The organism is Blastococcus sp. SYSU D00868, from assembly GCF_054050575.1.
Window position 1 is genome coordinate 109,130 of the sequence record NZ_JBJGZO010000010.1, and the last position, 18,264, is coordinate 127,393.

20 protein-coding genes are annotated in these 18,264 nt (G+C 74.2%); 15 read left to right on the top strand and 5 right to left on the bottom strand.

What is annotated here, in order from left to right; all coding sequences use genetic code 11:
• Positions 1 to 55 precede the first annotated feature (55 nt).
• A complete protein-coding gene (locus tag ACI79F_RS11355; protein ID WP_456545014.1) occupies positions 56 to 265 on the bottom strand; it encodes a hypothetical protein in 210 nt (69 codons plus the stop codon).
• Positions 266 to 610: 345 nt separating this feature from the next.
• On the opposite strand from ACI79F_RS11355, the gene ACI79F_RS11360 reads away from it, so the two are divergent.
• Together ACI79F_RS11360 and ACI79F_RS11365 are read left to right on the top strand one after the other, a co-directional pair.
• On the top strand, positions 611 to 2,374 hold the full coding sequence (locus ACI79F_RS11360) for a DNA/RNA helicase domain-containing protein (protein ID WP_456545013.1): 1,764 nt from the start codon (positions 611 to 613) through the stop codon (positions 2,372 to 2,374).
• A 121-nt stretch (positions 2,375 to 2,495) separates the two neighbouring features.
• Positions 2,496 to 3,119 carry a hypothetical protein gene (locus ACI79F_RS11365; RefSeq protein WP_456545012.1) on the top strand — a complete coding sequence of 208 codons (624 nt, stop codon included), beginning with the start codon at positions 2,496 to 2,498 and terminating at the stop codon, positions 3,117 to 3,119.
• A gap of 19 nt (positions 3,120 to 3,138) precedes the next feature.
• On the opposite strand, the gene ACI79F_RS11370 is transcribed toward ACI79F_RS11365, so the two are convergent.
• A complete protein-coding gene (locus tag ACI79F_RS11370) occupies positions 3,139 to 5,049 on the bottom strand; it encodes a GmrSD restriction endonuclease domain-containing protein (protein WP_456545011.1) in 1,911 nt (636 codons plus the stop codon).
• Between the two features lie 135 nt (positions 5,050 to 5,184).
• Here ACI79F_RS11370 and ACI79F_RS11375 point away from each other — a divergent pair, with 135 nt between their 5' ends.
• From ACI79F_RS11375 to ACI79F_RS11385, 3 genes are all read left to right on the top strand, one after another.
• On the top strand, positions 5,185 to 6,297 hold the full coding sequence (locus ACI79F_RS11375) for a DUF4236 domain-containing protein (RefSeq protein WP_456545010.1): 1,113 nt from the start codon (positions 5,185 to 5,187) through the stop codon (positions 6,295 to 6,297).
• 148 nt (positions 6,298 to 6,445) lie between these two features.
• The gene (locus ACI79F_RS11380; RefSeq protein WP_456545009.1) at positions 6,446 to 7,069 is read left to right on the top strand and encodes a hypothetical protein; all 624 of its coding nucleotides are present in this window, start codon (positions 6,446 to 6,448) and stop codon (positions 7,067 to 7,069) included.
• Between the two features lie 233 nt (positions 7,070 to 7,302).
• Positions 7,303 to 8,088 carry a YncE family protein gene (locus tag ACI79F_RS11385; protein ID WP_456545008.1) on the top strand — a complete coding sequence of 262 codons (786 nt, stop codon included), beginning with the start codon at positions 7,303 to 7,305 and terminating at the stop codon, positions 8,086 to 8,088.
• 184 nt (positions 8,089 to 8,272) lie between these two features.
• On the opposite strand, the gene ACI79F_RS11390 is transcribed toward ACI79F_RS11385, so the two are convergent.
• Positions 8,273 to 8,629: a hypothetical protein gene (locus ACI79F_RS11390; RefSeq protein ID WP_456578906.1), complete on the bottom strand. Its 357-nt coding sequence runs from the start codon at positions 8,627 to 8,629 to the stop codon at positions 8,273 to 8,275.
• Between the two features lie 189 nt (positions 8,630 to 8,818).
• Between ACI79F_RS11390 and ACI79F_RS11395 the strand changes: the two genes are divergently transcribed.
• From ACI79F_RS11395 to ACI79F_RS11405, 3 genes are all read left to right on the top strand, one after another.
• Entirely contained in the window at positions 8,819 to 10,012 is a 1,194-nt protein-coding gene (locus ACI79F_RS11395) for a hypothetical protein (RefSeq protein WP_456545006.1), read from the top strand.
• A gap of 144 nt (positions 10,013 to 10,156) precedes the next feature.
• The gene (locus ACI79F_RS11400; protein WP_456545005.1) at positions 10,157 to 10,561 is read left to right on the top strand and encodes an MmpS family transport accessory protein; all 405 of its coding nucleotides are present in this window, start codon (positions 10,157 to 10,159) and stop codon (positions 10,559 to 10,561) included.
• Between the two features lie 153 nt (positions 10,562 to 10,714).
• Positions 10,715 to 11,890, top strand: coding sequence for a hypothetical protein (locus tag ACI79F_RS11405; protein WP_456545004.1), 1,176 nt, complete (start codon positions 10,715 to 10,717; stop codon positions 11,888 to 11,890).
• Positions 11,891 to 11,902: 12 nt separating this feature from the next.
• On the opposite strand, the gene ACI79F_RS11410 is transcribed toward ACI79F_RS11405, so the two are convergent.
• Positions 11,903 to 12,283, bottom strand: a complete 381-nt coding sequence (locus ACI79F_RS11410; RefSeq protein ID WP_456545003.1) for a hypothetical protein — start codon at positions 12,281 to 12,283, stop codon at positions 11,903 to 11,905.
• A gap of 116 nt (positions 12,284 to 12,399) precedes the next feature.
• Between ACI79F_RS11410 and ACI79F_RS11415 the strand changes: the two genes are divergently transcribed.
• From ACI79F_RS11415 to ACI79F_RS11445, 7 genes are all read left to right on the top strand, one after another.
• Positions 12,400 to 13,161 carry an alpha/beta fold hydrolase gene (locus tag ACI79F_RS11415; RefSeq protein ID WP_456545002.1) on the top strand — a complete coding sequence of 254 codons (762 nt, stop codon included), beginning with the start codon at positions 12,400 to 12,402 and terminating at the stop codon, positions 13,159 to 13,161.
• A 28-nt stretch (positions 13,162 to 13,189) separates the two neighbouring features.
• Positions 13,190 to 14,530, top strand: a complete 1,341-nt coding sequence (locus ACI79F_RS11420) for an ABC1 kinase family protein (RefSeq protein WP_456545001.1) — start codon at positions 13,190 to 13,192, stop codon at positions 14,528 to 14,530.
• A gap of 11 nt (positions 14,531 to 14,541) precedes the next feature.
• Positions 14,542 to 14,904: a DUF1330 domain-containing protein gene (locus ACI79F_RS11425; RefSeq protein WP_456545000.1), complete on the top strand. Its 363-nt coding sequence runs from the start codon at positions 14,542 to 14,544 to the stop codon at positions 14,902 to 14,904.
• Positions 14,901 to 15,578 (top strand): DNA alkylation repair protein, encoded by a 678-nt coding sequence (locus ACI79F_RS11430; protein WP_456544999.1) that lies wholly within the window; start codon positions 14,901 to 14,903, stop codon positions 15,576 to 15,578. Before ACI79F_RS11425 ends, ACI79F_RS11430 begins: the two co-directional genes overlap by 4 nt.
• A 400-nt stretch (positions 15,579 to 15,978) precedes the next feature.
• Positions 15,979 to 16,419: a hypothetical protein gene (locus ACI79F_RS11435; RefSeq protein ID WP_456544998.1), complete on the top strand. Its 441-nt coding sequence runs from the start codon at positions 15,979 to 15,981 to the stop codon at positions 16,417 to 16,419.
• A 38-nt stretch (positions 16,420 to 16,457) separates the two neighbouring features.
• The gene (locus ACI79F_RS11440; RefSeq protein WP_456544997.1) at positions 16,458 to 16,712 is read left to right on the top strand and encodes a type II toxin-antitoxin system Phd/YefM family antitoxin; all 255 of its coding nucleotides are present in this window, start codon (positions 16,458 to 16,460) and stop codon (positions 16,710 to 16,712) included.
• The gene (locus tag ACI79F_RS11445) at positions 16,709 to 17,101 is read left to right on the top strand and encodes a PIN domain-containing protein (protein ID WP_456544996.1); all 393 of its coding nucleotides are present in this window, start codon (positions 16,709 to 16,711) and stop codon (positions 17,099 to 17,101) included. The genes ACI79F_RS11440 and ACI79F_RS11445 overlap by 4 nt, the downstream gene beginning before the upstream one ends.
• A gap of 33 nt (positions 17,102 to 17,134) precedes the next feature.
• On the opposite strand, the gene ACI79F_RS11450 is transcribed toward ACI79F_RS11445, so the two are convergent.
• Entirely contained in the window at positions 17,135 to 18,172 is a 1,038-nt protein-coding gene (locus ACI79F_RS11450; protein WP_456544995.1) for an aldo/keto reductase, read from the bottom strand.
• Between the last annotated feature and the right edge of the window lie 92 nt (positions 18,173 to 18,264).

An 18,264-nucleotide genomic window follows, 5' to 3' on the forward strand; every position in this document is an offset into this window, starting at 1 on the left:
CGGACCCTCAACATGCACCGCGTCCCGGTGGACGCTGTTCCTCGACCGTGTGATGTCAAAGGGGCTTGGGCGCGATGCCTCGAAACTCCGCGGCGGGGCAGCTCCCCTCGTTGCGGGCTAGCTTGGCGAGAGCCACGGCACCAAGATTGACGCCGACGACGTCCGCCAGACGCAAGAGATAGAGCAGCACCTCGGCCAGTTGGTCACTGAAGCGGGCCTTCAAGTCGCCCTCGATTCTGGCGCCGGCCGGGAACCACCGCACCATCTCGGCAATTCACCGATCTCCCCGGTCAAGGCCAGGGCTAGCGACTTCACGTCGTGAAAGCGGCCCCAGTCCCGGGCTTCGGTGGACTCCCGCCTCCGCGCCATCGAGTCCTCAAGGTCCGCCACGCGGGCCAGTATGGGTGACCGAGCCGTCCAGGAATCGCCTCTACAGTGACGCCAGCGGCCCGACGGGCTTCCCCGCAAGGACATGCCCCCACCCGCACGTTCATTCGTGCTGCCCGGGGACAGGTCCTTGCCACTACTTCGCACGTCCGCTGCCGGACTCGCCGACCTCGCGCGCGCCGGCCGGCTGGGCTCCACACTGGCCAAGCAAATGACGCACCGGATGAACCGCACCGCGTCGGCGTCCGAGATCCGCTCGTGGGACGTCAGCCTCGCCGCGCTGGCCGCCGACCTCGAGCAGACCGACCTCGGCGGGGTCGAGGTGCTCGTCGAGTACCAGCTCCCCCTGTCGAGCAAGCGGGTGGACGTCGTCCTGGCCGGTGAGCACCCGCGCCGGGGCGGCCCGTCGTACGTCGTCGTCGAACTCAAGCAGTGGACGGCCGCAACACTCTTCGAGGAAGAACCCGAGCTTGTCGTCCAGCCGACGTACGGACCACGACCGATCCTGCACCCGGTGGCTCAGGTCCGCGGCTACGTCGAGTACATGCTCGACTTCCTCGGCACGCTGCACGAGACGGACGATGTCCTCACCGGCCTGGCCTACCTTCACAACGCCACCGACGATCGCGTGTCGGAGCTCCGCAACTACCCGCAGGACGCCCTCGGCCGGTTCTTCACCGCCCAGGACAAGGGCGCCTTCCTCGCCCATCTGCGCAGCCGCCTATCCCCCACCAACGCCTCGGTCCACGCCGATCGGCTGCTGCGATCCTTCGTCGCCCCGAGCCGGCAGCTGCTTGCCGTCGCCGCCGAGGAACTGCGCATCCGCGAGCAATTCGTGCTCCTGGACGAGCAGCGCGTCGCCTACGACCTCGTCCTCCACGAGGTGGAGAAGGCGCGGCGGGGCAACTCCAAGAGCGTTGTCATCGTCTCCGGCGGCCCGGGCACCGGGAAGAGCGTCATCGCGCTCTCCCTCCTCGGCGAGCTGGGCCGGCGCGGCATCCGGGTCGCACACGCCACTGGATCGCGGTCGTTCACCCAGACGCTGCGCAAGGTGACCGGACGGCGGGTGGCCTCGCTGTTCCGCTACTTCAACCAGTTCATGGACGCCGAACCCAACAGCCTCGACGTCCTCATCGCGGACGAGGCGCACCGCCTACGTGAGACCTCGGCGAACCGCTGGACCAAGGCTGAGCTGCGTACGGACAAGCGGCAGGTCGACGAGCTCATCGACGCCGCCCGTGTGCCGGTGTTCCTCCTCGACCAGAACCAGGTCGTGCGTCCCGGCGAGATGGGCACCATCGAAGACATCGAGAAGCACGCCCGCGAGCGTGGCCTCGACGTCCACCAGGTCGACCTCAACGCTCAGTACCGCAGCGGCGGTAGCGCCGAGTACGTCGAATGGGTCGAGCGTCTGCTCGGCCTCCTCCCAGGCGGGCCGGTCCCGTGGACGGGCAACGAGCGCTTCGAGGTGCGGACGGCGCCCTCGCCCTCGGCGATGGAGATGGCCCTCGCCGAGAAGCTCGCGTCTCGGCAGAACGCGCGCATGGCGGCCGGCTACTGCTGGCCGTGGAGCGACCCTCGGCATGACGGCTCACTCGTGCCTGACGTGCAGATCGGCGACTGGGCTCGCCCGTGGAACCTCAAGGGCGACCGAGCGGTCGGCGACGCCCCGCCCGCGGCGCTCTGGGCCAGCGACGAGCGCGGCTTCGCCCAGGTGGGCTGCGTCTACACGGCACAGGGATTCGAGTACGAGTGGAACGGTGTGCTGCTCGGACCGGACCTCGTGTGGCGCACCGACCGCTGGGAGACGGTCCGCAGCGCGAACCGCGACCCCGATTTCCGCAGCACCAAGCGGGTCAGTGACTCCGACTTCGATCTGCTGGTGCGCAACGTCTACAAGGTGCTGCTGACCCGCGGCCTGCGGGGCGTCTATCTCCACTCCACCGACGCAGAGACCCAGCAGTTCTTGGAGGAGCTCGTCCGGTAGCCAGGCCGTGCGGGCGCTGCTCGCAAGCACGCCGGGTGCTGCCTGCGCCGGTCGCTGATGGCACAGTGACCCCCACCAGGCGCTGCCGCCCGGGCGTCGCCCGACCAAGGGGAGCGGCGGCATGCACGCACGGTCCACGAACATCCACGGCGACCCGGCCCGCATCGACGAGGGCGTCGCCTACCTGCGCGACGAAGTACTGCCCGACCTCGTCAAGCTGGACGGCTCCATCGGCATGTCGGTGCTCACCGACCGGGACACCGGCCGCTGCATCATCGCCACCGCGTGGACCGACCGGGACGCCATGCGCGCCACCGCCGAGGGCGTCCGCCCGTGGCGGCACAGCGTCGAGCACATGCTCGACAGCCAGCACTCCGACGTCCAGGAGTGGGAGATCGCCGTCATGCACCGCGACCGCCCGGCCGGCGACGGCGCCGGCGCGCAGGTCACCTGGGCCCGGATCACCCCCGACCACGTCGACGAGCTGCTCGACGCCTACCGGCTCAACCTGCTGCCGCGGCTGCGGGAGCTGCCGGGCTTCTGCAGCGTGAGCCTGCTGGTCGACCGGCGCGCCGGCCGCACCGTCAGCGTGACCAGCTTCGAGACCCGCGACGCGCTCGCCCTGGTGCGCCGGCACGCCCGCTCCCTGCGCGAGCAGTTCGCCCAGGCCACGGGCGCCAAGATCGTCGACGCCCACGAGATGGACCTTGCGCCGGCGCACCTCCGTGTCCCCGAGACGGTTTGAGCAGCACCACGGCCGTCGGTCAGTTCTCGCAGCCGACGCCGTCACCGTCGCGGTCGAACTTCTGCTCCCATCCCGGATCGCCCGCGTAGATGGGGGCGGCGCCGGCCGCCCGGACGGCATCGCAGTTCTGGTAGTAGACGCCGGAATCGGGTGCGGGAGCTGGGGCTGGCGCGGGAGCCGGAGCAGGCGCGGGGACAGGAGCCGGAGCGGGCGCGGGCGCACCCACCGGCTCCCGCTGGGGCGCTGGCGCCGGCACGACCACGACCGGGGCGGGGGCAGACTGCGTCGTCGCCGGCGCCGGCGTGGGCTGCGGGATGTTCGCGACGACGCCACCCGGCAGGGGCTCGTTCGGGCAGGCCGACAAAACGGTGACCATGGCGTTGCGCTCGGCCTGGGTCACCCACAGGCCGTAGGTGACCTTGACGGCGACCTGCCGGGCGACATAGGCGCAGCGGTAGCCACGGGCCGGGGGAAGCCAGGTCGCGGCATCGCCGTCGCCCTTCTGCTGGTTGAGGCCACCGTCGACGGCGAGCAGGTTGAGCGGGTCGTTGTAGAAGGCGACACGGGTCCCGCTGTCCCAGCCCTGAGCGCCCTTCTGCCACGCGTCCGACACCGCGACAACGTGGTCGATCTGCACCTCGTCGCTGGTGTTCTGGCCGCGCTGGAAGCTGATTGTCGAACCGGAGTACGGGTCGGCCAGCGTTCCGGTGAGGACGACGCAGTTGTGGGTGCCCGGCTTGAAGGTGTCGTTGCTCAGGTCCCGGGCGAGGACGTCGTTGCGGGTGTCGCAGCCGTTGCGGTCGGTGTCGGTCCAGCTGCCGCCGAAGAGGTCCCGGTCGTATCCGGTGCGAGGGGCGCGGCCACGCACCTCGAGGGCCGCGACCGCAGCGAGGGCCGTAGTCGGGGCCGCTGCGGTGACGGCTGCCGTGGCGGCGTCGTCGGTGAGCAGGCCGGTGGCGCTCACATTGGCACCGCTGGCCGCCTCGGCGGCCTCGACGTCGTCCAGTTGCTCCTCGGCGGCGACGACCGCGGCCTCCGGATCCTCCGTGGCGGAGGTCTCGGCCGGGGTGCTGGCGGATGACGAGGACGCGTCGTCGACCGCGGGACCGTCCGCGTCCCCGGTTCCCGGCAGCGCAGCGCCACCGACGATCACAGCGGCGAGGCCGGCCGACGCGAGCACGGTGCCGGCTCGACGCGTCGCGATGAGAGCCCAGCTGGCGCGGCCGGTGACGACCGCAGTCGCCCCCACCGCGACTGCCGTCAGTCCGGCCATGATCAGTGCCCCACCGAGACCACCGGCGGCGATACCGATGACGACCAGCAGTACTCCGACGCCGAGAACTGCCATGAGCGGCTTCGGCACGGCCGGACCGCCGACCGCACGGCTTGTCGCCGGCGCCGCAGCCATGGCAGTAGCGGATGAGAAGGGCTGCGACGTGGGAAGCGGCGCGGTGATCGGCCGGGACTCCCACGGCGGCCGGGGCTTGCTGCGCGGAGCCGACCGCGGCGCCAGGATCGGATCGGGCCTCACCGACACGTCCACGGACGGCCAGCTCACGTCGACCGCGGCACCGGCCGCAGTGCTGGCGCCGTCCCAGGCGGCGAACGCCGCGAGGACCTGCGCAGCGTCAGCCGATCCGTAGCCGAAGCGGACGTCGCGGGAAGTCACCTCGGCGCCTGGCAGGCCGCTGGCGTAGTCCCGCAGGGCCTTTCCACCGACCGTCAGCCGGGTGGCTTCTAGGTACAGCGTGACCTTGGTGCCGTCGCCGGCTGTGCGGACGAGTCGGACATATCGGCCGGTGCCGCTCCCGCCCGGCGCCAGCAGCTCGAAGCCCTGCGCTGCGGCTTGCTCGGCCAGTCGCCTCGCCGGATTCGCGGTGCCCGTCGCCTGGAACCCGTCCAGCACTGCACGAACGGCTCTGCTCAGCATGTGTCCGCTCACTCCCCCGCTCAAGGCCACACCATCCCGTCGTGGCGGTCACGAGCGGTCGCGCCAGTCTGCGGTAGAGAGGGACCCCGACCGCGCTTTGGCGCACCGAGCCGTTCCGCAAGTGAGAGGAGTGACGTGGGCCTGGGGTTCTCGATGAAGGTAGTGCCCGGAGTCCGGGTCCGGGTGTCCAGCCGGGGAGTCCGAACCAGCATTGGACCGCGGGCCGCCCGTGTGCACATCGGCGGAGGACGCACCGGCTTCTCCACCGGGGTCGGACCGGTCAGCTACTACGCCTCCGCCGGCAGCGGACGGCGCCCCCGCCCTCAGCTCCGACCGTCGGCCAGTTCGTATCAGCGTCAGCTCACCGTCAGCCCGGCGGCGGCCGCCAAGGCGGACGAGGCCCAGCGTCTGGCACGCGCCTTCCAGGGGCTGCTCTCCATCCACCGGGAGACCTTTGAGCCGGCGCAACGGCCGGTCGCGCCACCTCCTCCGGCTCCCGACTCTGAGGCCATCCACGCCCGTCACCGCCAGGCTGCTCTGGCGGGCATTGGAGTTTTCGCCCGGGCGCAGAGGACTGCAGCCAAGGAGGCAGCGGGGCGCGCAGCAGAGCAGGAGATCCATGCGCTGCGCCAGGAAGGATCGCGGCAGCAGGCCGAGTACCAGCAGGCGCTCGACGCCTGGTGGCACGCCCTGGTGACGAACCAGCCCGAGACGGTCATCGGCGCCCTGGCCGAGGCCTTCGAGGACAACGAGGCCGCCGCGGCCCCCGTCGGCGTGGCCGGCGACGAGGTGTCCGTCATCGTCGTCATCCCCGGGGAGCACATCGTCCCGGAGCGGATGCCCGGGACGACGGCGAGCGGCAACCTCAGCCTCCGCAAGCTGTCCAAGGGCGACCGGGCCGGCTACTACACCCGGGCCGTCATGGGCCACGTCATGGTGACTATCCGGGAGGCCCTGGCCGTCGCCCCAGGCATCCGCTCGGTGCGCGTCGTCGCCTTGCGCAACGCGGGCGCCGACGCCTACGGCAGGCCCCGCCTTGGCTGCCTCCTCGCCGGTCGATGGCAGCGCTCCGCGCTGGACCGCGTCGCCTGGCAGTCAGCTGACGCTGCCACGGTCGCGCAGGACACCGCCTCGGATCTGGTGATGAACCTCCGCGGCGGAAAGGAGCTGCAGCCGCTCGACCTGACCAAGCAGCCAGAGATCCGGGAGGTCCTGGCGGTGGTGGATGTGGACGAACTCATCGCGTGAATTGCATGCCCCTCGAGGCTGCGTGCGTCCATTACTTCCTCGGCTGAGGAGCCGTCCCCAGGACTGTTGCCACGAAGACGTGATGGGCGCCACAGTTGTCCGCGGAGCGCTGCCGCCCGGGCGTCGCCCGACCAAGGGGAGCGGCGGCATGCACGCACGGTCCACGAACATCCACGGCGACCCGGCCCGCATCGACGAGGGCGTCGCCTACCTGCGCGACGAAGTACTGCCCGACCTCGTCAAGCTGGACGGCTCCATCGGCATGTCGGTGCTCACCGACCGGGACACCGGCCGCTGCATCATCGCCACCGCGTGGACCGACCGGGACGCCATGCGCGCCACCGCCGAGGGCGTCCGCCCGTGGCGGCACAGCGTCGAGCACATGCTCGACAGCCAGCACTCCGACGTCCAGGAGTGGGAGATCGCCGTCATGCACCGCGACCGCCCGGCCGGCGACGGCGCCGGCGCGCAGGTCACCTGGGCCCGGATCACCCCCGACCACGTCGACGAGCTGCTCGACGCCTACCGGCTCAACCTGCTGCCGCGGCTGCGGGAGCTGCCGGGCTTCTGCAGCGTGAGCCTGCTGGTCGACCGGCGCGCCGGCCGCACCGTCAGCGTGACCAGCTTCGAGACCCGCGACGCGCTCGCCCTGGTGCGCCGGCACGCCCGCTCCCTGCGCGAGCAGTTCGCCCAGGCCACGGGCGCCAAGATCGTCGACCTGCACGAGATGGACCTGGCGCTCGCCCACCTGCGGGTCCCGGAGACCGTCTGAGGAAGCTCGCCGCCCTGCTCCTCGCGCTCGCCGGCTGCACCTCCTCCCCCGAGGTCCCGGCCGACGGCCCCGAGCTGCTCGCCGCGATCGACCTCGACACCGCCGTCGGCACCGACGTCCGGCCCTACGACCTCGCTCCCCTGCCGGACGGCGGCTGGGTCGTCCTCGCCGGCACGGACGACGCCACCTGGCTGGTCGAGATCGACGCGGACGGCGCCGGCCCGGTCACGCCCGTGCCCGCCGTCCGCCCCGGCGCCGAGGTCCTCGCCGCCCCCGACGGCACCGTCCACGTCGTCGGCGTCGCCGAGGACCAGCTCCAGCTGATCACCGGCGACCGCCGCACCCCGCTCGGCCCGGCACCCGACGACGTCACCGCCGGCCTCTCCCCCGACGGCCGCACCGCCTACCTCGCCGCCTCCACGCGCGACCGGGAGCAACTCCTCGCCGTCGACCCGGCCACCAGCGCCGTCACCGCCACCGCCGAGCCGGCGGGCAGCGTCGGCGACCTCGCCGCCGGCGCCGACGGCGTCACCCTCCTCCTCGACACCGAGACCGGCGCCGCCCTGCAGGCCTATGGCACCGACCTCGCCCCGGCCGGGCGACCCACGGACCTCGGCCCGGACGGCGACCCGGCCGGCCTGGCCCGAGCCGACGACGGCACCGCCGTCGCCACGCTGCACGACCCCGCCGCCTCCCTCCTCCGCCTCGTCACCGTCCGCGACGGCCGGGCCGGCGAACCGGTCGAGGTCGCCGACACCGAGGACTCCGGCGCCGACGTCGCCGTGACCCCCGACGGCCGCCGCGCCTTCGTCGCCCAGGCCGCGTACGGCGTCGACCCCGAGTTGCTCGCCCTCGACCTCGCGACCGGTAAGGAGGTGGGCAGCGCGGTGCTGTGCGTCGGCGCGGGCGACGTCGGTGCCCTCGCCCTCGACCCCACCACCGGCGCCCTCGCCGCCATCGGCGCCTGCACGCAGCGGGACGGCCCCGCGACCACCGTCTTCGTCGTCAGCGGAACGTGAGCCGTCACCCACATCGGCGAGTGCGGACCGTGGCGCCCCGCTTCCCTCGCCCCGCCGTGCGACGCTCCCCGCCGCGCCGGCCACGGGGGAACGGCGCCGATCCGGGGTCCTTCTTCATGCGCTCGCGCCTGCCCGTCCTCGCCGTGATCGCCGCCGCCTGCTCGCCGGCTGCGGCTCGGAGGCCTCACCCGCCACGGCGCCCGCGCTCGACGCCGTCTTCGCCGACGCGGCCCGCGCTGCGCAGGACGGCGTCCAGGCCGAGCTGGAGTCGCTGGCCTCGTCCGCGGCCGCCCACGCGAGCGCCGCGACCCAGGCGCAGAGCGCCGCCGCCGCGCAGCAGGCCGCCGAGCAGGAGACCGCCGCCCGGCTCGCCGCCGAGGAGGCCGCCCGGGCGGCGGCGGAGGCCGCCGCCGAGCAGGCCGCGCGCGAGGCCGCCGCGGCGCAGGCGGTCATCGACGCCGAGGGTGGCTGCCCCGGCGGCTGGCACTTCGAGGAGGACTACGGCTGCGTCCGCGAGGACGCCTATCCCGAGGATCCCCACTACGACTCCTCCGACCTCGAGGTCCGCTGCTCCGACGGCACCGCGACCGTCGAGGAGTGCTTCGGCCCGGGCTCGGACCTGAACGGCAACGGCGTCGCCGACGTCAACGAGTAGGCGCCGCCTCCCCCGACCGGGTCAGTCCCGCCGCCGCGACCGCCACTACGGAACGGAACCGGCCGATGGGACGGCGTGTCCGCCCGCACCCGCCTCGCCGCCCTGCTGCTCGCCGCCACCACCGCCGGCTGCACCACCTCGGTCGCCGGCTCGGCGTCCCCCGCCGCCGGGAGTGACGGCACCCCGGCGCCGGCCGGGCCGTTCACCACGGTCCGCGCGGAGCTGGACCTCAGCGCCGCCACCGGCTACTCGCTGTTCGCCGTGGCCCCGCACCCCGACGGCGACTTCGTCGCCCTCCTCGGCGCCGGCTACGACGACGAGGCCTGGCGGCTGGCCTCCGTCTCCCCCGGCCCCGGCGGCGTCGAGCTCGACGACATCCGGTCCTTCCCGCCGCTGGGCTACGACGCCGACCTGCTCGTGACCGCCGACGGCACGGTCGTCGCCGCCGGCACGGGGAGCTTCGCCGACGACGGCGGTCTCCGCATCCACCTCCTCCGGCCGGGCGCGGACGAGCCCGACGTCGTCGAGGTCGACGGGCAGCGCGACCCGGACACCGCCCACCTCGCCGCCTCCCCCGACGGCGGCACCGTCTACGTCGCCTACCAGTGGTACGGCGCGGCCGGCGAGGACGCCAGCAACCTCGCCGCCCTCGACGTCGCCACCGGCGAGGTCCTGGCCGACGTCCCGATCAAGGTCGGGGCCCCCGCCGCGATCGTCGACGTCCACGACCTCGCGCTGCGGCCCGACGGCGGCGTCACCGCGCTCGTCCAGGCGTCCTTCCGCGGCGGCGCCCGGGAGGCCGCCGTCTACGCCGTCGACTTCACCGCCGACCTCGAGCCGGCCGCGCAGCCGGTCGACCTGGCCCCCGACCTGGAGTTCCCGTTCGTCTACGCGCTCGCGGCCACCGCGGAGGGCATCGTCGTGCCGGTCGGCTCGGCCGGGCCCGACGGGCGCGCGCAGACCCACCTCGTCGTCGTCCGCGACGGCGCGGTGACCAGCGACGCCACCGTGCCCGCCGGCGTGCCCCCGTACGGCATGGCCGGCGACCCGACCGGCCGGTCGGTCTTCCTGCCCTACGTCCACGGCGACGGGACGACGACCATCGCCACCGTCGACCTCACGACCGGGAGGACCGTCGCCGAGGTCGCGCTCTGCGTCACGACCGAGTCGTTCAGCGAGCTCGCGCTGGCCGCCAACGGGCGGTCGCTGGCCGTCGCCGGCACCTGCGACCCGAACGGCCCGCACTCGAGGGCCTTCGTCGTCGGCTGACGGCGATCTCGACGCCCGGCTCCGGGGACGCCGCGCTGCTTGGGAACCGACCCATCGACACCACCCGCATCCGCCTCCGCCGTGGCCACGACTGACCCCGCCGCACCACGGCCGGAGCGGCATGCCGAGTTACGGTCCCCAATCATGCGGAACTCTTTCGTACTTATCTCCGTCGTCGCCGCGGCCGGGGCCTTGACCGGCTGCTCGTCGGTGACGGACGCGGTCGACCAGGCGGCCGGCGGCGACGTCGACGTCGTCTACACCCTGGAGTCGGACGCCCCCTCGATCTCCGCCACCTACGCCACGGCCGACGCGAACGGCGTCGGCACGTCGCAGGAGAACAACGTCCCCGCGCCCTGGTCGAAGACCGTGACGGCGGAGGACTCCCTGGCCCGGGGCTTCGTCCTGACCGGCGCGATGAACCCGGTGCTCGACCAGTCCGCCCCGGACGGGACGACGATCACCTGCCGGATCACCGTGGACGGCGAGGTCGTCGCCGAGCAGACGTCGACCGGCCAGTACGCCGTGGTGTCCTGCACGTCCGCCTAGCGCCTCGACCGCCGCGCCGTCCGGGCCGGGGCGCACCCCCCGGCCCGGACGTCCGTCGGCACCCTCGCGGGTGAACCGCCCGTCCGCAGCACTGCGGAACGAGACGGCATCGTCCGATGGGACGACGTGTCCTCCCGCGCCCGCCTCGCTCCCGTGCTCCTCGCGGTCCTCACCGCCGGCTGCACCACCACCATCGCCGGGACGGCCGCACCGGCGGGCAGCGTCCCGGCGACGCCCGGTCCCCTGACGACCGTCACCGGCGCGGTCGGCCTCGCCGTCGAGGACGGCCACGTCGCCTACGCCATCGCGGCGCACCCCGACGGCCACCACGTCGCCGTGCTCGGGCCGGGCACCGGCTACAACACCGGCTCAGACCAGACCTACCTCGGCGCGATCGTCCCCGGCGACGACGGCGCACCGGCCCTCGCCGACCTCCGCCCCTTCCCCGCGATCGGCGAGCGCGGGCAGCTGGCGGTGGCGCCCGACGGAACGATCGTCGCCGGCACCACCCGGTGGGACGGCGAGACCTCGCGGCTCGCCCTGTACGTGCTGCGCCCCGGTGCCGACGAGCCGGAGCTGCTCGACTTCACCGGCGCCGGCGACGCCGAGTTCCGCGATCTCACCGTCTCCCCCGACGGCGACACCCTCTACGTCGGCTACCGGTTCTGGTTCGCCGACACCCGGAGCGGGGGCAGCACCGTCGCCGCCGTCGACCTGCCCACCGGGGAGTTCCGCGACCAGGTCACGGCGAGCGCCGACGTGCCCGGCCGCAGCGACGTCCTCGCCCTCGCCCCGCGACCGGACGGCGGCGTCACGGCGCTGATGGAGGTCGGCCCGGACCGCGACGACATCCGCAGCGGCGTGCGCCTCATCGAGTACGACGCCGACCTGGACCGCCGAGGCCCCTCCATCGACCTCGGGGGCGGCGCCGAGAACGCCTACGCGTTCGACCTGACCGTGACCGCGGACGGCACCACCGTCGTCCCCGTGGCGACGGAGTCCCCCACCGACCGGGCGACGTCGCTGGTGGTGGTCCGGGACCGTGCCGTCGACGAGACCCTCCCCCTCCCCGCCGAGAGCCTGCCCACCACGGTCGTCGGCGACCCGTCCGGCCGCTACGTCTACCTGCCCCTCCAGCACCCCGACTTGCAGACGACGCTGGCCACCGTCGACCTGCGGACCGGCCGCACCGTGGCCGAGGCGCCGCTGTGCGCCGCGCAGTCCAGCTACGGCGACCTGGTGGCCGCCGCCGACGGGCGGTCGGTGGCGATCACCCGCGTGTGCGAGGAGGGCGCGTTCGCGTTCGTGGTCGGTGCATCCGAGGGCTGACGGCCCCGCCGGTCAGCGCTTCATCGAGCGGACCCACAGCGCCGCCGCGCCGTAGGCCAGGGAGCTGGCGACCGCGCGCCCGGTGGTCCGCCCGCCGGCCTGACCCGCCGCAGTGAGCGCGGTCAGGGTGTCGATCAGGTTCGCCGCCGCCACCGCGGTGAGCCCGCGGTCGACCTCGTCCTCGGTCTTCGCGGTCAGCGCCAGCGCGGAGAGGACCAGCGCCCGGCTGCCGAACAGCCGCTGCAGCTGCAGCCCGGCCGGCGTCACGGGCACCCCGTACCCGGCCGCCACCGCCCGCGGCGCCACCACGCTCACCAGCCCGAAGGCCGCGCCCGCGGCGCCCAGCGCCCTCGCCATCGACTGCTTCGACGTCCCTGCGGCGGTCTTCGCCATGGCCGACTCCCCTGGTCCGGGCCGGACGGCGCTGGCTGACCGTCCACCGCCACCCAACCAGCGCCTCCGCCGTCCCGCAGGGCGACGGCGTTCCCTCCGCACTAGCGTCGGACCCCGTGGCCGTCGAGCTGCAGCACCGCCCCACCCGCTGGGGCGTCATGCGCAGCCGCACGGCCGGCACGCCGCGGCCCGGCGTCCCCGAGGTCGTCGTCGTCCCCGGCCTCGCCGTCTCCGACTACCTGCAGCCCGCGGTGCAGGCGCTCGGCACGTGGACCCGGGCGCACCTGGTCGAACTGCCCGGCTTCTCCGGCAGCGGGGAGCCGCCGCATCCCATGGACGTGCGCCAGTTCGCCGACGCCGTCGTCCAGTGGCTCGACGCAGCGCGGCCGGGCCCGGTCGTCGCCGTCGGCCACTCCAGCGGCACCCAGGTCGTCGCCCACGTCGCGGCCCGGGAGCCGGCCCGGGTGCGGGCGCTCGTCCTCGCCTCCCCCACCGTCGACCCGGCCTTCCGCAGCCTCCGCAAGGTGCTGCTCGCCTGGCGCCGCAACCACGGGCTCGAGCCGCCCGACCTCGACGAGCAGCACGCGCCCGAGCGCCGGCGGGCGAGCCTGCGGCGGGTCCGGCACGCGCTCCAAGCCCACCTCGACGACCACCTCGAGGAGACCGTGGCGCAGGTCGAGCAGCCCGTCCTGGTCCTGTACGGCGACACCGACCGGCTGTGCACCGAGCCGTGGGCCCGCGAGCTCGGGAACCGGGCACCCGACGGCCGGTTCCGGACCCTCCCCGGCGCGCACAGCTTCGTCTGGACCTCGCCCGGCGCCTGGTCCGCGCCGATCGAGGAGCTGGCCCGCGAGGTCGGCGCCGCACCGGAGCGGTAGGGACGACGACCGGCGGTACCGTCCGCCGGTGGACTCCCCGGAGAGCGGCCGGCCACCCCGCAGCCGCCTCGCGCGCACCGCCCGCCTGGCGGCCCTGCCCGCCGCCCACGCCGGGCGGACGGCGCTCGGGCTGGGCAAGCGGATCGGCGGGCGCCCGGCCGAGGCGGTCGCCGCGCAGGTGCAGCAGCGCACCGCCGAGCAGCTGTTCGCCACCCTCGGCCAGCTCAAGGGCGGCGCGATGAAGGTCGGCCAGGCGATGTCGGCGATGGAGGCGGCGCTACCGGAGCAGCTGGTCGGCCCCTACCGGGAGACCCTGACCCGCCTGCAGGAGGCCGCGCCGGCGATGCCCGCGGGCATGGTCCGCGAGCAGCTGGCCCGGGCCTTCGACCGCGACCCGTTCCGCGAGTTCGACGAGGCACCGGTCGCCGCGGCCAGCGTCGGCCAGGTGCACCGCGCCACCTGGTCCGACGGCACCCCGGTCGCCGTGAAGGTCCAGTACCCCGGCGCCGGCGACGCGCTCGTCGCCGACCTGCGGCTGCTCGACACGCTGGCCCCGGTCATCGGCGTCGCCGCGCCCGGCCTGGACGCGCGCGAGCTGCTCGCCGAGCTGCGCAGCCGGCTGGTCGAGGAGGTCGACTACGCGCACGAGGCCGCGGCGCAGACGGCTTTCGCCGACGCCTACCGCGGGGATCCGGACATCGCCGTGCCCGAGGTCGTCGCCGTCGCCGGTCAGGTGCTGGTGACCCGGTGGCTGGAGGGGACGCCGCTGTCGCGGGTGATCGCCGGCGGGTCCCCGGACGACCGCGACCGCGCCGGCGTCCTGCTCGTCCGGCTGCTCGCGTCCGCGCCGGTACGGGCCGGCCGCCTGCACGGCGACCCGCATCCCGGCAACTTCCGGCTGCTGGACGACGGCCGGCTCGGCGTCCTGGACTTCGGCGCCACCGAGCCGACGCCCGGCGGCTGGCCGCACCGGCTCGGCCCCCTGCTCGCCGCCGGACGGGACGGCGACGCGGCCGGGCTGCACCGCCTGGCGGCCGGCGCCGGCCTGCTGCAGCCGGGCAGGGTCTCCGCGGCCGCGCTCTCCGACCTGCTCGACCCGTACTTCGAGCCGCTGCGCGCCCGCCCGTACCGGTTCACCCGGACCTGGCTGCAGGCCCAGACCCGGCGGGCGTCCGACCCGCTCGGCAGCGCGTCGCGCACCCAGCGCCGGCTGTCGATCCCGCCGCGGCACCTGCTGCTGCAGCGGGTCGCCACGGGGACGGTCGGCGTCCTCTGCTCGCTCGGCGCCGCGGTGGACGTCGACGGCGAGGTCGCCCGCTGGCTGCCCGGGTACGCCCCCCGCGGGGCGCCCGCGGATCCCGGCCGCTAGCTTCCGGAGCCATGGCCATCGACCCGCGCGGCGCCGACCTCAAGCGCTTCCTCGCCGAGGACCCCGGCGGTCCCGTCGTCATGCTCAACCTGCTGCGCTTCGCCGAGGGCGGCCGCGAGTCCTACGCGCAGTACTCCGCGGCGCTGAAGGAGACCTACCTGCCGCGCTACGGCGGCGAGGTCGTCTACGCCGGCGACGGGCACACGCCGCTGGTCGCCGAGGAGGGCCAGGCCTGGGACGCCGTCCTCCTCGTCCGGTACCCGAGCCGCGAGGCGTTCAGCCGGATGGTCGCCGACCCCGAGTACCAGCAGTTCACCCACTTCCGCACCGAGGCGCTGACCGAGGCGGTGCTCCAGCCGACCAGCGCGTGGTGAGCGCGGACGGGACGACGGTCGCCGAGCTGCGGGCCGAGCTGGCCGGCCTCGAGGACCCCCGCATCCGCGAGGTGAACGCCCGGCACGGCGACGACCACGGGGTGAACCTCGGCGCCCTGCGCGCGATCGCCAAGCGGCTGAAGACCCAGCAGGACCTCGCGCGCGAGCTGTGGGCGACCGGCGACAGCGCGGCGCGGCTGCTGGCCCTGCTGATCTGCCGGCCGAAGGCGTTCGGCCGCGACGAGCTGGACGCGATGCTGCGCGAGGCGCGGACGCCGAAGGTGCACGACTGGCTCGTGAACTACGTGGTGAAGAAGAGCCCGCACGCCGAGGAGCTGCGCCTGGCGTGGCTCGCCGACCCGGACCCGGTGGTCGCCAGCGCCGGCTGGGCCCTGACCACCGAGCGGGTGGCGAAGCGGCCCGACGGCCTCGACCTGCCGGGCCTGCTCGACGTCATCGAGGCGGAGATGAAGGACGCCCCGGACCGGCTGCAGTGGGCGATGAATGCCTGCCTGGCGCAGATCGGCATCGAGCACGCCGAGCACCGCGCCCGCGCGATCGCCATCGGCGAGCGGCTCCGCGTGCTCGAGGACTATCCGACCCCGCCGAACTGCACCTCCCCGTACGCGCCGGTCTGGATCGCCGAGATGGTGCGCCGGCGGGAGGGCGTTTAGGAGGCGTACCGGCGGCCGCGGGCGGCGCGGCGGCGCATCCGCCGTCCGTCCACAGGACAGCGTTGACCCACCCGCTCACGTCGGCGGTCGCGCCTAGCTTCCGCCGGCATGACCACGGACGACCCCCGAACGACCATCCGCATCAGCGTCGAGGACCGCACTCAGTTCCAGTCGGACCTGCTAGCCGCCTTCCGCAGCGGCCTCGACTCCCCCAGCCCCGGCGCGCTGCTCGTCATGGCGTCGATGCTCCTGGGCATCACCACCGATCCCGACGTCCCACCCGAGCCGCTACTCCGACGCGTTCCTCGACGCCGTCCGTGCGTGGGACGAGGAGGCCGGCTGAGAGCAGCCTGTGGACAACGGCCGCGGCGGTCGCCCGGATCGGCCAGAGTGCCTCCCCATGTCGACCCGCCCCCACCCGGACGTCCGCACCACCACCGCCGCCGAGCTGACCGAGCGCTGGGCCGCCCTCCTGCAGCTCGACGGCCCGCCGGTGCGCCGCTCGCTCTGGCTGACCTGGCTCCGTGGCGACGGCACCATGGTGCCGCTGCTCATGCCGATCGAGGAGGTGCCGCTCGAGCCCGATCGCGTCGTGCTCGGCAACCTGGCTCTGGTGCACGAGGCCGTCGCCGAGTCGGAGGACGTCGATCCGGGCGGGCTGCACCTGGCGATGCTGCTCGAGCGCCGCGGCCCGGCCGGCCTCTCCCCCGACGACCACGCGTGGAGCTCGGCGGTGGAGGCGGTCGTGCGCGACCGCGCCGGCCTGGACTGCAGCCTGCACGTCGGCAACGGCCGCGTCGCCGTTCCCGTTCTGCCCCGTCTGCAGTGGCCCGTCACATGACCGAGGCCCTTCGCCTATCGGGGGCTACGGTCGCAGCCGTGAGGGTGGCGTCCCGAGAACTGCGCAACGACACCGCCGCAGTCCTGCGCCGAGCTGCGAGCGGCGAGTCCGTGGAGATCACGGTGAACGGTGAGCCGGTCGCGGAACTGGGGCCGATCCGGAGCCGCCGACCGCACTGGACCAGTAGCTCCGCCCTGGTCGAGCGACTCGCGAGGATCCAGGCCGACCCGGCACTTCGTGAAGAACTGAAGGCCCTGGCCGGCGGAACGGACGAGCTCGGGCCGATCGAGTGACCCGCGGCCTGCTCGACACCAGCGACTTCATCGCCCGTGAGGGCCGAGCCCTCGATGTCGCGCGCCTGCCCGACGAGGTCGCCGTCTCGGTGATCACCTACGGCGAGCTCCGGGCCGGGGTGCTCGCCGCCACGGACCTGTCGGTGCGGTCACGGCGGCTCACCACCCTGCAGACCGTGGCCGACCTCCACCAGCTGCCGATCCACGCGGCCGTGGCCGATGCGTGGGCGGAGCTACGGCTGCGCATCGCCGGCTCCGGCAGGCGACTGAACGTCAACGACACCTGGATCGCCGCCACCGCACTCGCACACGGCGTGCCGGTCGTCAGCCAGGACGCCGACTTCGACGCCCTCTCCGACCTCGGCGGACCACGCGTCATCCACGTCTGACCGCAAGCTCCCTGAGGCGCCCCGGCCCGGCGCTCAGCGGCGACGCTGGGGCGCGTCCGTGAGCCAGGGCGGCGTGTAGCCGGCGTCGTCGGCGCGGATGTTGGTGCCCGGCGGGACGATCTCGTCGATCGCGTCGAGCACCTCGTCGGACAGCATCAGGTCGGCCGCGGGCAGCTGGCTGGTCAGCTGGTCCATCGTGCGCGGGCCGATGATCGCCGAGGTCACGCCCGGGTGCCGGATCGTGAAGGCGATCGCCAGTTGCACGAGGCTCAGGCCGTGGTCCTCGGCGAGCCGGGCCAGCGCGTCGGCCGCCTCGAGCTTGGCCTGGTTGACCGGGTCGGTGAGGTCGTAGCGGCTGGCCATGGCCCCGCCGAACGCCCGGGACCGGTTGGTGTCGGGGGCGTCCTGGCCCTTGCGCCACTTCCCGGACAGCCAGCCGCCGGCCAGCGGGCTCCACACCAGCGTGCCCATGCCGTACTGCTGGCAGACGGGCAGCACCTCGCGCTCGATGCCGCGGACCAGGATCGAGTACGGCGGCTGCTCGGTGACGAACCGGCCGCTGTGCCGCCGCTCGGCGGCCCACTGCGCCTGCACGATCTGCGACGGCAGGAACGTCGAGGAGCCGAAGTAGAGGATCTTGCCGGCCCGCTGCAGGTCGGTCAGCGCGTCCAGGGTCTCCTCGACGTCGGTGTCGGTCGACGGGCGGTGGATCTGGTACAGGTCGATGTAGTCGGTGCCCAGGCGGCGCAGGCTGGCCTCGACCTCGCGGACCAGCCAGCGGCGGCTGCTCCCCCGCTGGTTGGGGTCGCGGCCCATCGGGCTGAACGCCTTGGTCGCGAGGACGACGTGCTCGCGGCGGCCGCCGGCCAGCGCCTTGCCGACGATCTCCTCCGACTCCCCGGCCGAGTAGACGTCGGCGGTGTCGACGAAGTTGATCCCCGCGTCGAGGGCCGCGTGGACGATCGTGACCGAGTCGTCGTGGTCCTTGTTGCCCCACTCGCCGAACATCATCGCGCCGAGGCAGAGCGGGCTGACCTTGACGCCGGTGCGGCCCAGCGTGCGCATCTCCATGTCCGCGACACTGGTGCACGCCCGCCGGAGGCGGCAATCCCTTCCGGCCGTCAGCCGCGCGGCGGGTGCGCTCAGGCGTCCGCAGCGCGGGC

Coding starts and splice junctions, on each gene's coding strand:
- ACI79F_RS11355 (WP_456545014.1), bottom strand. CDS start 265: ATGGTGCGGTGGTTCCCGGCCGGCGCCAGAATCGAGGGCGACTTGAAG.
- ACI79F_RS11360 (WP_456545013.1), top strand. CDS start 611: ATGAACCGCACCGCGTCGGCGTCCGAGATCCGCTCGTGGGACGTCAGC.
- ACI79F_RS11365 (WP_456545012.1), top strand. CDS start 2,496: ATGCACGCACGGTCCACGAACATCCACGGCGACCCGGCCCGCATCGAC.
- ACI79F_RS11370 (WP_456545011.1), bottom strand. CDS start 5,049: ATGCTGAGCAGAGCCGTTCGTGCAGTGCTGGACGGGTTCCAGGCGACG.
- ACI79F_RS11380 (WP_456545009.1), top strand. CDS start 6,446: ATGCACGCACGGTCCACGAACATCCACGGCGACCCGGCCCGCATCGAC.
- ACI79F_RS11400 (WP_456545005.1), top strand. CDS start 10,157: ATGCGGAACTCTTTCGTACTTATCTCCGTCGTCGCCGCGGCCGGGGCC.
- ACI79F_RS11410 (WP_456545003.1), bottom strand. CDS start 12,283: ATGGCGAAGACCGCCGCAGGGACGTCGAAGCAGTCGATGGCGAGGGCG.
- ACI79F_RS11425 (WP_456545000.1), top strand. CDS start 14,542: ATGGCCATCGACCCGCGCGGCGCCGACCTCAAGCGCTTCCTCGCCGAG.
- ACI79F_RS11435 (WP_456544998.1), top strand. CDS start 15,979: ATGTCGACCCGCCCCCACCCGGACGTCCGCACCACCACCGCCGCCGAG.
- ACI79F_RS11450 (WP_456544995.1), bottom strand. CDS start 18,172: ATGGAGATGCGCACGCTGGGCCGCACCGGCGTCAAGGTCAGCCCGCTC.